At 70.3% G+C, this 12,182-nt stretch carries 10 protein-coding genes and 1 other RNA gene; 9 read left to right on the top strand and 2 right to left on the bottom strand.

Annotated elements, in window-relative coordinates; translation table 11 throughout:
- Window positions 1–5: 5 nt before the first annotated feature.
- Entirely contained in the window at window positions 6–539 is a 534-nt protein-coding gene (locus QNJ30_21560) for a winged helix DNA-binding protein (protein ID MDJ0946043.1), read from the bottom strand.
- A gap of 172 nt (window positions 540–711) precedes the next feature.
- On the bottom strand, window positions 712–4,338 hold the full coding sequence (locus tag QNJ30_21555) for a hydantoinase B/oxoprolinase family protein (protein MDJ0946042.1): 3,627 nt from the start codon (window positions 4,336–4,338) through the stop codon (window positions 712–714).
- Between the two features lie 174 nt (window positions 4,339–4,512).
- Between QNJ30_21555 and QNJ30_21550 the strand changes: the two genes are divergently transcribed.
- The 9 genes from QNJ30_21550 to QNJ30_21510 all read left to right on the top strand — a co-directional run bounded on the left by QNJ30_21550 (window position 4,513) and on the right by QNJ30_21510 (window position 12,171).
- The gene (locus QNJ30_21550; GenBank protein ID MDJ0946041.1) at window positions 4,513–5,298 is read left to right on the top strand and encodes a DUF3750 domain-containing protein; all 786 of its coding nucleotides are present in this window, start codon (window positions 4,513–4,515) and stop codon (window positions 5,296–5,298) included.
- Between the two features lie 117 nt (window positions 5,299–5,415).
- Window positions 5,416–6,162: a TerB family tellurite resistance protein gene (locus tag QNJ30_21545; protein MDJ0946040.1), complete on the top strand. Its 747-nt coding sequence runs from the start codon at window positions 5,416–5,418 to the stop codon at window positions 6,160–6,162.
- A gap of 46 nt (window positions 6,163–6,208) precedes the next feature.
- Window positions 6,209–7,096: an EamA family transporter gene (locus tag QNJ30_21540; protein MDJ0946039.1), complete on the top strand. Its 888-nt coding sequence runs from the start codon at window positions 6,209–6,211 to the stop codon at window positions 7,094–7,096.
- 2 nt (window positions 7,097–7,098) lie between these two features.
- Window positions 7,099–7,788, top strand: a complete 690-nt coding sequence (locus QNJ30_21535; GenBank protein ID MDJ0946038.1) for an N-acetylmuramoyl-L-alanine amidase — start codon at window positions 7,099–7,101, stop codon at window positions 7,786–7,788.
- 35 nt (window positions 7,789–7,823) lie between these two features.
- Window positions 7,824–8,226, top strand: an RNA gene (gene rnpB, locus QNJ30_21530) — RNase P RNA component class A.
- Window positions 8,227–8,619: 393 nt separating this feature from the next.
- Window positions 8,620–9,084 carry a division/cell wall cluster transcriptional repressor MraZ gene (gene mraZ, locus QNJ30_21525; protein ID MDJ0946037.1) on the top strand — a complete coding sequence of 155 codons (465 nt, stop codon included), beginning with the start codon at window positions 8,620–8,622 and terminating at the stop codon, window positions 9,082–9,084.
- Complete coding sequence (gene rsmH, locus QNJ30_21520) at window positions 9,081–10,082, top strand: 16S rRNA (cytosine(1402)-N(4))-methyltransferase RsmH (protein MDJ0946036.1); 1,002 nt, start codon at window positions 9,081–9,083, stop codon at window positions 10,080–10,082. Before mraZ ends, rsmH begins: the two co-directional genes overlap by 4 nt.
- Window positions 10,079–10,414 carry a hypothetical protein gene (locus tag QNJ30_21515; protein ID MDJ0946035.1) on the top strand — a complete coding sequence of 112 codons (336 nt, stop codon included), beginning with the start codon at window positions 10,079–10,081 and terminating at the stop codon, window positions 10,412–10,414. The genes rsmH and QNJ30_21515 overlap by 4 nt, the downstream gene beginning before the upstream one ends.
- Window positions 10,411–12,171: a penicillin-binding protein 2 gene (locus tag QNJ30_21510; protein MDJ0946034.1), complete on the top strand. Its 1,761-nt coding sequence runs from the start codon at window positions 10,411–10,413 to the stop codon at window positions 12,169–12,171. The genes QNJ30_21515 and QNJ30_21510 overlap by 4 nt, the downstream gene beginning before the upstream one ends.
- Window positions 12,172–12,182 lie beyond the last annotated feature (11 nt).

Here is a 12,182-nt window from a genome sequence, read left to right as displayed (position 1 = left end):
CACCCTCACAGCGAGGTCGCCGCCCGCGCGGCCTGGTCGTAGAGCCCGGAAAGCGCGCGCAGGAGCTCGGCCGCCTTGCCGATCTCGGGGTTCAGGGCCTCGACCCGGCCGCCGGTAAAGGGGTCGAGGGCGGCGATCAGGCAGGCCTCGCGGACCTCGCGGTAGCCCGCGCAGGCCGCCTGCCCCGCCTCGCTGGTCGAGAAAAAGATCTCCTTGCCGCGGCGCCGCCGCTCGATCAGGCCGAGCTTGGAGAGCTTCTTCAGCGCGTAGGTCACCAGGTGGCTGTCCTCGACGTTCAGGGCCAGGCAGATGTCCGCCAGCTTCTTCTCGCGGCCCCGGTGGTTGACCCAGTGCAGCACTAGGACGTCGAGGGCGCCCAGGTCCTTGAGGCCTGCCGCGGCCATGCAGCGCACGATCCAGCGGTTGAAGGCGTGCCCCGCGATGATCAGCCCGAACTCGAACTCGCTGAGCTCGGGCGAGGCCTCGGAGACCAGATGCGCCGAGGAGACGATCGGCCGGCCGGACGCGGGGGCGGTCATGGGGTCGATCCTCGAAGTCGGGCGCGGCGGGGAGTTCCCCCCCATCCCGGCCCTCCCCCTTCAGGGGGGAGGGGTTGCCGCAGCGGCACGATCCTTTCTTCCTCCCCCCTGAAGGGGGAGGGCCGGGGTCGGGGGGACCACCACGCTGGGTCGTCGGGAAGGAGGGGCACGATCATTCCGCCGCCTCCCGGGCCGTGTCCGGTGGGCCGAAGCCGCCGCCGCCGGGGGTCTCGATGACGAAGACGTCGCCCGGCTGCAGCTCGGCGCGGTCGGTGCCGGTGAGTACCTCGCGGCCGCCGTCGCGCCGCTCCACCCAGTTGCGGCCCAGGGCGCCCGGCTCGCCGCCGTCGATCCCGAAGTTCGGCACCTTGCGGTGATTGGAGAGGATCGAGACCGTCATGTCCTCCAGGAAGCGCAGGCGGCGGACCGTGCCGTCGCCGCCGCGCTGCCGGCCCTTGCCGCCGGAGCCGCGGCGGATGGCGAAGGATTCCAGGACCACCGGAAAGCGCCACTCCAGCACCTCCGGATCGGTCAGGCGCGAGTTGGTCATGTGGGTGTGGATGGCATCGGTGCCGTCGAAGTCCGGCCCGGCGCCGGAGCCGCCGGCAATGGTCTCGTAGTACTGGTGCCGGTCGTTGCCGAAGGTCAGGTTGTTCATGGTGCCCTGGGCCCCGGCCAGCACGCCGGTGGCGCCGAAGAGGCAGTCGGTGATCGCCTGGCTGGTCTCGACGTTGCCGGCGACCACGGCGGCCGGATAGTCGGGCTTCAGCATCGAGCCCTCGGGGATCACGATGTCCAGCGGCTTGAGGCAGCCCTCGTTCATCGGGATCTCGTCGTCGACCAGGGTCCGGAAGACGTAGAGCACCGCCGCGCGGCAGACCGCCGAGGGCGCGTTGAAGTTGCTCTCCAGCTGCGCGCTGGTCCCGGTGAAGTCGATCCGGGCGCGGCGCGCCGGCTTGTCGACCGTGACCGCGACCTCGATCCGGCTGCCGTTGTCCATGGGATAGACGAAGTGGCCGTCGGCGAGCCGGTCGAGCACCCGGCGGACCTGCTCCTCGGCGTTGTCCTGGACGTGGATCATGTAGGCCTGCACGACCTCCAGCCCGAAGTGCGCGACCATCTTGCGCAGCTCCTGGACGCCCTTCTCGTTGGCGGCGATCTGGGCCTTGAGGTCGGCGATGTTCTGGTCCGGGTTGCGCGCCGGAAAGGGGCCGGAAGCCAAAAGCGCCCGCATCTCGGCCTCGCGGAAGCGGCCCTCGGCGACCAGGCGGAAGTTGTCGATCAGCACGCCCTCCTCCTCGACCGTGCGGCTGTCCGGCGGCATCGAGCCGGGCGTGGTGCCGCCGATATCGGCGTGGTGGCCGCGGCTGCCGACGTAGAACAGGATCTCGCGGCCCTCGGCGTCGAAGACCGGGGTGATCACGGTGATGTCGGGCAGGTGGGTGCCGCCGTTGTAGGGCGCGTTGAGGACGTAGACCTCGCCGGGCTGGAGCTTGCCCCGGTTCTGGCGGATCACGGCGCGGACGCTCTCGCTCATCGAGCCCAGGTGGACCGGCATGTGCGGCGCGTTGGCGACCAGGTTGCCGCCGGCGTCGAAGACCGCGCAGGAAAAGTCCAGCCGCTCCTTGATGTTCACCGAGTAGGCGGTCTTCTCCAGGGTCGAGCCCATCTGCTCGGCGATCGACATGAAGAGGTTGTTGAAGATCTCCAGCATCACCGGGTCTGCCTGGGTGCCCACGGCGTGGGCCCGCTCCAGCGGCACGACCCGCTCCATGACCAGGTGGTTGCGCGCGGTGAGGCGGGCCTGCCAGCCCGGGTCGACCACCGTGGTGCTGCCCGACTCCAGCAGGATCGCCGGGCCGTCGAGGCGGTCCCCCGGCGCCAGCTCGGCGCGCTCGAAGACCGGCGTCTCGTACCAGGCCTCGCGGGCGAACATCCGGGTCGTCGCCTTGGGCCGGGGTGCGGCGCGGCCTGCCGGGGCCTCCAGCCGCGGGTCGTCGGCAGCGTCGGTCGCGCCGATGGCCTCGACCGAGATCGCCTCGACGATGTGGCCCTTCTCCGGCATGAAGAAGCCGTAGCGCTGCTGATGAGCCGCTTCGAAGGCCTCGATCACCGCCGGGCGCGGACCGAAGTCGACGATCATGGCGGAATCGGTGCCTACGTAGCGCAGGTGAACTTTCTTGAGCACCGAGATCCGGGCCCCGGCGATGTCCTGGCGCCGCAGTTCCTTGCGCGCCTCGGCGGCCAGGGCCTCGAGCCGATCGTCCAGCTTGGTCAACAGCGCGTCACCCAATTCGGCTTCGACGGCCGCCTCGCGCATCGCCCGCACGTCGGCGAGGCCCATGCCGTAGGCCGAGAGCACGCCGGCGAAGGGGTGCAGGAAGATCCGGGTCATGCCCAGGGTGTCGGCGATGTCGCAGGCGTGCTGGCCGCCGGCGCCGCCGAAGCAGTTGAGCACGTACTCGGTGACGTCGTAGCCGCGCTCGATCGAGATCTTCTTGATCGCGTTGGCCATGTTCTCGATCGCGATGCGGCGGAAGCCGTCAGCGACCTGCTCAGCCGTACGTGTATCGCCGGTTTCTTGCTCGATACGTACGGAAAGGGCGGAAAAGCCTTCCCTTACGACCGCGGCATCCAGGGGCTGATTGCCGGCGGGGCCGAAGACCGCCGGGAAGAAATCCGGGACGATCCGGCCCAGCATCACGTTGGCATCGGTCACGGCGAGCGGCCCGCCGCGGCGGTAGCAGGCGGGTCCGGGCTTGGCCCCGGCCGAGTCCGGGCCGACCCGGTAGCGCGCGCCGTCGAAGTGCAGGATCGAGCCGCCGCCGGCCGCAACCGTATGGATCTGCATCATCGGGGCCCGCATGCGTACGCCTGCGACCTGGGTTTCGAAGGCGCGTTCGTACTCCCCGTCGAAGTGCGCGACATCGGTGGAGGTGCCGCCCATGTCGAAGGAGATCAGCTTGTCGAAGCCGCCCATGGCCGCCGAACGTACGGCGCCGACGATGCCGCCGGCCGGGCCGGAAAGGATCGAGTCCTTGCCTTGGAACAGGCGGGAATCGGTCAGGCCGCCGTTGGACTGCATGAACATCAGGCGGGTGTCGCCCAGCTCGCTGGCGACCCGGTCGATGTAGCGGCGCAGGATCGGCGAGAGGTAGGCGTCGACCACCGTGGTGTCGCCGCGCGAGACCAGCTTCATCAGCGGGCTGACCCGGTGGCTGACCGAGATCTGGGTGAAGCCGATCTCCGCGGCCAGCTCGGCGACCCGGCTCTCGTGGTCGTGGAAGCGGTAGCCGTGCATCAAGACGATGGCGGCGGCTCGCAGGCCCTGGGCGTAGGCAGCCTCCAGGTCCCGGCGGACCGCGTCCAGGTCGAGCGGCCGCAGCACCTCGCCCTGGGCGCTAAGCCGTTCCTCGACCTCGATCACCCGCTCGTAGAGCAGCTCCGGCAGCTCGATCCGGCGGGCGAAGAGCCGGGGCCGGTTCTGGTAGGCGATCCGCAAGGCGTCGTGGAAGCCCTCGGTGATCAGCAGGACCACCCGCTCGCCCTTGCGCTCGAGCAGGGCGTTGGTCGCCACCGTGGTGCCCATCTTGACCGCCCCGATGGCCGCGGCCGGGATTTCCGCGCCCGGCGCCAGGCCGAGCAGGTCCCGGATTCCCTGAAGGGCGGCGTCGGCGTAGAGTTCCGGGTTCTCCGACAGGAGCTTGTGGGTCAGCAGGGCGCCGTCGGGCCGCCGCGCCACGACGTCGGTGAAGGTCCCGCCCCGGTCGATCCAGAACTGCCAGTCGCCTGCCGTCACGTCACGCCCCTGCCCTGGTATCTCCAATGGCGCCCTCGCGGGACCGCGCGAAGCTCCGGCGCCGATATTGGCGATACGTTGGCATTTTACCGATAAATTGTCAACTCCAGCGGCGCCGCAATTTTGGCCTTTTTGAACCGCCGCCCCGTCACGATCTGGGATAGACTGTCCAATATGCGGATCCGGCGCGTGCTTCTCGGCTCACTCTTGCTTCTTGCAATCCTGCTCGGCGGCCCCCTTTTGGCGGCGGTGACCGGCATGGTGGACGTCTCCGGCGACTGGAGCACGGCAAGCCGCGAGCCGGCCGGGGTGGCGCCGGACCCGGCAAACACGCCCGAGGCCGTGGTCCAGGTCTACGGGGCCCGCGCCTTCGGCTGGCGCGGCGCCTTCGCCGTGCACACCTGGGTCGCGGTCAAGCGGGCCGGCGCGCCGGTCTACACGACCCACGAGGTGATCGGCTGGCGCTTCTTCCACGGCGGCTCGCCGGTGGTCAGCCGCCAGGGCGTGCCCGACCGCCACTGGTTCGGCGCCCGGCCCGAGATCTACCGGGACCTGCGCGGCGCGGCCGCCGAGGCCGTAATCGGGCGCATCGAGGCCGCCGTTCGGTCCTACCCTTTCAAGGCCGAATACCGCACCTGGCCGGGGCCGAACTCCAACACCTTCACCGCCTGGATCGCCCGCGAGGTCCCGGAGCTGGGCCTCGAGCTGCCGCCGACCGCGGTCGGCAAGGACTACCTAGGCACCACCCGCTTCGCCGCGCTCAGCCCCAGCGGCACCGGTGTCCAGATCTCGCTGCTCGGCCTGCTCGGCGGCCTGGCGGCCTGGGAGGAAGGCCTGGAGCTGCACGTCCTGGGCCTGACCCTGGGCATCGATCCGCTCGACCTCGGGCTCAAGCTGCCCGGCCTCGGCCGCCTGGCCCCGGCGCGGTCGAAGAGCGCCTCCGGATCTTCCACCGGCTGATCCGAAGCTCTCGATCCCCTGCGGGTTTCGCGCACCGCCCTTGCGGCCGTCCGCGCGCCATGGAATAAGCGGGGGGAAACCGGCCGCCTGAGCGGCCTGTCAGGACTCGACAGCACCGTGAGCATTTGGGGCAAACTGCTGGGCGGCGGCGTCGGTCTCGCCCTCGGCGGACCGCTGGGCGCACTGCTGGGTGCGGTGGCCGGGCATGCGGTCGACAAGATGAGCCAGTCGATCCGCGAAGCCGGCGAGGACGGCGAGCCGGGCGACGCGACCAAGCGCATCGCCTTCACCATCGGGGTCATCGTGCTGGGCGCCAAGATGGCCAAGGCCGACGGCCGGGTGACCGAGGACGAAGTCCGCGCCTTCCGCGAGGTCTTCCACGTCCCCCAGGACGAGCTGAAGAACGTCGGCCGGCTGTTCAACCAGGCGCGCCGGGATGCCCGCGGCTTCGAGCCCTACGCCAAGCAGATCGCCCGCATGTTCCGCGACAACCCGGCGGTGCTCGAGGAGCTGCTCGACGGCCTGTTCCACATCGCTCGGGCCGACGGCCGCATCGCCGAGCCGGAGATCGACTACCTGCACCGGGTCGCCGAGATCTTCGGCCTGGACAAGCGCGCCTGGGATCGCCTGCGGGCGGCCAACCTCGGCAAGGCCGAGGAGGACCCCTTCAACCTGCTCGGCGTTGCGCCGGACGCCGGCGATGACGAGATCAAGACCGCCTACCGTGCCCTGGTCCGCGAGAACCATCCGGACCGCCTGATCGCCCAGGGCATGCCCCAGGAGTTCATCGACCTGGCCAACGAGAAGCTGGCCAAGATCAACGCCGCCTACGACCGGATCGCCAAGGACCGGGGCCTGAATTGATCCGGACCGAGCGCCGGGCCGCCGGGTTTTCGCAGGCCGCCGCCTAGTGTCCTTCGCGATCAGGCCGCTGCACGTCGCGCTCTACGTCCTCGTGATGTTCGTCTGGGCGCTGAACTTCCCGATCGCCAAGGTCGGCCTGGCGCAGCTGCCGCCGATGCTTCTGATGGCGCTGCGCTTCGCCCTGGTCGCCGTGATGCTGCTGCCCTTCGTCCGGCCGCCGCGCGGGCAGTGGCGCGACGTCTTTCTGATCTCGGTGACCCTGGGCCTGCTGCACTTCGCCCTGATGTTCACCGGCCTCAGCCGCCTGGACGCGGCGACCGCGGCCATCGCGATCCAGCTCCAGGTGCCCTTCGCCTCGATCCTGGCGGCGATCTTCCTGCGCGACCGCCTGGGCTGGCGCCGGGGCCTGGGCATGGCCATCGCCTTCGGCGGCGTCGCCTTCATCGCCGGCGAGCCGCGGCTGCAGGGCCAGTACCTGGCCCTCGGCCTGGTCCTGGCCGCGGCGGCGATGTGGTCGATCGCCAACCTCCAGGTCAAGCTGCTGGGCCAGGTCGACGGCATGATGCTGATCGCCTGGACCGCCGCCTTCGCCACGCCCCAGCTCCTGGCGGCGTCCTTCGTGCTGGAGACGGGCCAGCTCGAGGCCCTGGCCGCAGCCGACTGGCGCGCCTTCGGCTCGGTGGCCTACCAGGCAGCCTTCGTGGTGGTCCTGGGCTACGGCCTCTGGTACTGGCTGCTGCAGCGCTACGAGGTCAACCAGGCCATGCCCTTCACCCTTCTGGTGCCGCCTTTCGCCGTGGTCGCCTCGGTCGTCTTCCTCGACGAGACGCTGACCCTGCCCATGGCGCTGGGCGGGGCCATGACCGTGCTGGGCGTCGGCATCATCGTGCTGCGCCGCCCGCGCACCACGGCACCGGAAACGGAAAGGTTGTAGGAATGACCACCGTGGAACGACCCTCCCCCAACCACAACGCCCGGCCGGAGGGCCAGGCGGTGGACATCCTGCTGCTGCACTACACCGGCATGGAGAGCGCCGAGGCGGCGCTCGAGAGGATGTGCGATCCGGCGGCCGAGGTCAGCGCCCACTACTGCATCGACGAGGACGGCACGCTCTACATCCTGGTGCCGGAGGGGCGCCGGGCCTGGCACGCCGGCCGGGCGCTCTGGGGCGGGGAAAGCGATATCAACAGCCGCTCGATCGGCATCGAGCTGGTCAATCCGGGCCACGAGTTCGGCTATCGCGCCTTCCCCGAGCCGCAGATGGCGCGGCTGATCGCGCTGGCCGGCGAGATCCTGGACCGCCACCCGATCCCGCCCGCGCGGGTCCTGGGCCATTCCGACGTCGCGCCGCTGCGCAAGGAGGACCCGGGCGAGCTCTTCGACTGGCCGCGCTTGGCGGCGGCCGGCATCGGCGTCTGGCCGAACGACCCGCCCCCTCTGGCCGAGGCCCCGGCCGAGGCCGAGGTCCGCGCCGCTCTGGCCCGCTTCGGCTACGGCTACCTGGACGCGGACCCGACGGCCGTGCTCCGCGCCTTCCAGCGCCACTTCCGGCCGTCCGCGGTCACCGGCAAAGCCGACGCCGAGACCGCCGCGCGCCTGCTCGCCCTGGTGGGCCGCCTCGCTTGACCCGAGAGAGCCCTGGGCATACCTAGAAGACAGGGTCAGACGGCCGGATGGCTGCCTTCGGGCCGCTTCGGCGGTTCCGGGGGAGGAAAGTCCGGGCTCCACGGAAACACGGTGCCGGGTAACGCCCGGCGGGGGCGACCCCAGGGAAAGTGCCACAGAAAGCAAACCGCCGGCCCCCGGGCCGGCAAGGGTGAAAGGGTGCGGTAAGAGCGCACCGCGCGCCCGGCAACGGGCGCGGCACGGTAAACCCCACCGGGAGCAAGACCGCATAGGGACGGCAGGCTCGCCGCAAGGCGGGCCGGGCGGGTTTCCGCGTCGCCGTCCGGGTAGGTCGCGCGAGGCGTCCGGCGACGGGCGTCCCAGAGGAATGGCCATCCCCTCAACGCGCCCCCGCGGCGCGCCGAGGGACAGAACCCGGCTTACAGGCCGTCTGATCCCTTTTCTGTTTCCGGCTTCGCCCGACCCGCCGCCCGGCGCGCACGCGGCGGCTGTGTGACCGAGCCCCAAGTATCGCTGCCTCTCGGCAGGCCCCGCCCCGGGACCTCCTCCTGATTGTCACGCTTGGAACATATAGTGAACAGACCTTAGCCGCATTCTCAACTTATAGGATGACTGCAAGGCGGGAAATCAGCTTCCGAATTTACATGGCCGCGGCCTCAAGAAGCCCTGGTTAATCATTTCTTAACTTAAGACTTTTACTTCCGGTCCCGTTGACACCCATGAGATCCCATGATATCCCATGATCTCCCGCTGTAGGACGATGGATACCCATGCGTAATCGAAGGTCCGATTCGGGAATGTGGGGCCGGGCCGCAAAGCCAGGGGACGCGAGTGTCGGTGTTTATTGGCACCTTCGAGAACAAGGTCGACCGCAAGGGACGGGTCTCCGTCCCGGCGACCTTCCGTTCTGCGCTCCAGGGCCAGGCCTTCCACGGGATCATCGCCTTCCGCTCCTACCGGGCGCCGGCGATCGAGGCCTGTGGCATGGACTTCATGCAGCGCCTGAACGAGAGCGTCTCGGACATGGATCTCTTCTCCGAGACCCACGACGACCTGGCGACCACGATCTTCGCGGATTCCCATCAGCTGGCGCTGGACGGCGACGGCCGGATCATGATGCCGGCGGAGCTGGCCGAGCATGCCGGCATCACGGACCGGGCGGCCTTCGTCGGCAAGGGCCCGATCTTCCAGATCTGGGAGCCCGGGCGCCTGGACGAGCACAAGGACGCGGCCCGCGAACGGGCCCGCAGCCAAGGCCTGACCCTGCCGCTGCGGCCGGGCGGAGGTGGCCGATGACCGCCCCGCGCCAGGAGTCGACGGGCGCCCCCGGCGGGCACGTCCCCGTTCTTCTGAACGAGGTGCTGGAGGCGCTGGCGCCGCGCGACGGCGCGATCTACGTCGACGCGACCTTCGGCGCCGGCGGCTACAGCCGCGCCATCCTGGAGGCCGCCGACTGCGCGGTCTGGGGCCTGGACCGCGATCCCGAGGCGATCGCCGAAGGCCGGCCCCTGGCCGAAGGCTACGCCGGCCGCCTGACCCTGGTCGAAGGGCGCTTCAGCGAGATGGACGAGCTGGTCACGGCACGGCCCATCGACGGCGTGGCCCTGGACCTCGGCGTCTCCTCCATGCAGCTGGACCGGCCGGAGCGCGGCTTCTCCTTCCGCGCCGACGGCCCCTTGGACATGCGCATGGGCGGCCAGGGCCCGAGCGCGGCCGACCTGGTCAACGGCTGCCCGGAAGCGGAGCTGGCCGACATCATTTACCGCTACGGCGAGGAGCGCCGCTCCCGCCGCATCGCCCGTGCCATCGTCGAGGCGCGCCGCAGCGCGCGGATCGAACGCACCCTGCAGCTGGCCGAGATCGTCGGCGCGGCGGTGAGGCCCCACGTGAGGCCAAGGGGCGAGACCATCCATCCGGCGACCCGGACCTTCCAGGCCCTGCGGATCGCCGTCAACGACGAGCTGGCGGAGATCGACGCCGGCCTGGCCGCGGCCGAGCGGCTGCTCGCCCCCGGCGGGCGCCTGGCCGTGGTCGCTTTCCATTCCCTTGAAGACCGCAAGGTCAAGAGCTTCCTGCGCACGCGGAGCGGGGCCCTCCCCAGGACCTCCCGTCACCTGCCCGCCACTACGCAGGTTGACCGGGCTCCCACCTTTGAGCTCCTCCTCAAAGGGGCCCGGAAGCCGACGGCGACGGAAATCTCCGTCAACCCCAGGGCGCGCTCTGCCCGGTTGCGCGCCGCCCGTCGTACGTCGGCAGATGCTTGGCGGCCGGCCGCCTCAGGAGGCGACTCGTGAGTCGGCTGGCCGCCGTTCTTTGGATTTTCAGCGCCGCGATGATCGCGGTCGTGCTCTTCGGGCTCAAGCACGAGGTGCAGCGGCTGGAGCGCGAGCTGCAGCTGGTCAGTCGGCAGATCGTCGCCGACCAGAGGGCGGTCCACGTGCTCAACGCCGAATGGAGCTACCTGAACCGGCCGGCGCGGATCGCCGACCTGGCCGAGCGGCACCTGCGGCTTCAGCCGCTGAGCACCGCACAGATCGTCGAGATCGAGGCCGTGCCGACGCGGCCGGTCCCCGGCGTCAAGCCGCAACCGCCCCGGAAACTCGTCAACGCGGAGCGCCTGCAATGAGCCGTCGCATCCCCTCCCCGCGCCGGCCCCGCCGGCCCCGGGCCGCCGAGCGCGAGGTCGCGCCGGTCGACCTGGTTCTGCTCGACGGCACGACCTCGCAGGCCCTGGAGGCCGGACGCACCCGGCTGATCGCCGTCGGGCTGCTGTTCTGCCTGGCCTTCGGCGTGATCGGCCTGCGGGTCGTCGACCTCGCCCTGCTGCGCGACGGCAACGAGCCGCGCCTGGCGGCCGAGGCCGGGCGCAAGACCCTGGTGACCGACCGGGCCGACATCGTCGACCGCAACGGCATCGTCCTGGCCACCAGCCTGCCGACCGCTTCGCTCTACGCCAACCCGCGCCAGGTCCGCGACCCCGAGGGCACCGCGGCCGCCTTGGCCAGCATCCTTGCAGACGTCAACCCGGTGGTCCTGGCCGGCAAGCTGCGCAGCGACCGCTCCTTCGTCTGGCTCAAACGCAACCTCTCGCCGCGCGAGCACTACGAGGTCAACCGCCTCGGCGTGCCCGGTCTCGACTTCAAGCGGGAAGAGCAGCGGGTCTACCCGCACGGTGAGCTGCTGACCCACGTCCTGGGCCTGGTCGACGTGGACAACAAGGGGATCGCCGGCCTGGAGAAGCGCTTCAACGGCCGCCTGCGCGGCGCCGCCGAGCCGCTGTCCCTGAGCATCGACCTGCGCCTTCAGCACATCCTGAGCGAGGAGCTGCACGGCGCCATGACCGCCTTCGAGGCGATCGGCGCGGCCGGCATGATCCTCGACGCCGAGAGCGGCGAGGTCCTGGCGATGTCCTCGCTGCCGACCTTCGAGCCCGAGCAGGCCGGCAAGGCGAACGAAGAGGCCCGCTTCAACCGCGCCGCCCTGGGCGTCTACGAGATGGGCTCGGTCTTCAAGATCTTCACCACTGCGCTCGCCCTGGAGAGCGGCACGGTGACCCTGGCCGACGGCTTCGACACCAGCAAGCCGATCCGGGTCGCGCGCCACACGATCCGCGACTACAAGCCGAAGAACCGCTGGCTGTCGATCCCGGAGATCTTCGTCTACTCCAGCAACATCGGCACCGTGCACATGGCCATGGAGACCGGCACCGAAGCGCAGCAGGGATTCCTCGACTCCCTCGGCCTGATGACCCCGGCCGCAATCGAGCTGCCCGAGGTCGGCGCGCCGATGCTGCCCTCGCCCTGGCGCGAGATCAACACGATGACTATCTCTTTCGGACACGGGATGGCGGTCTCTCCCGTGCAGTTGACCAGCGCCGTCGCCTCCGTGGTGAACGGCGGTGAGCTGCGCCCCGCGACCCTGCTGAAGCGGCCCGCGGGCGCGCCCGAAGGAGGCCGTCGGGTGCTGAGCACCGCAACTTCGCAGAAGATGCGCTGGCTGATGCGCCAGGTCGTGCTCCAGGGCACCGGCGGCAAGGCCGCAGCCCCGGGCTACCTGGTCGGCGGCAAGACCGGCACCGCGGACAAGCTGCGGGACGGCCGCTACAGCCGCGGCTCCAGGATCGCGTCCTTCGTCGGCGCCTTTCCGATGCACGCGCCGCGCTACGTGATCTTCGCGATGGTCGACGAGCCGAAGGGACAGAAGGAGAGCTACGGCTATGCCACCGGCGGCTGGGTCGCCGCCCCGGCCGTGGGCCGGGTGGTCGAGCGGATCGCCCCGCTGGTCGGCATCAAGCCTTTGCCCGTGCGAAGCGAGGAAGAGGGGGAAACCACGGATCTGATGGTCCAGGCGTCGGCAGAGGGTTTTGCCTTTGCGTTTGAGTGACTTGGCAGAAG

The organism is Kiloniellales bacterium (assembly GCA_030066685.1).
GTDB lineage: Bacteria > Pseudomonadota > Alphaproteobacteria > Kiloniellales > JAKSBE01 > JAKSBE01.
This window is presented reverse-complemented; position numbering and strand designations above follow the sequence as displayed.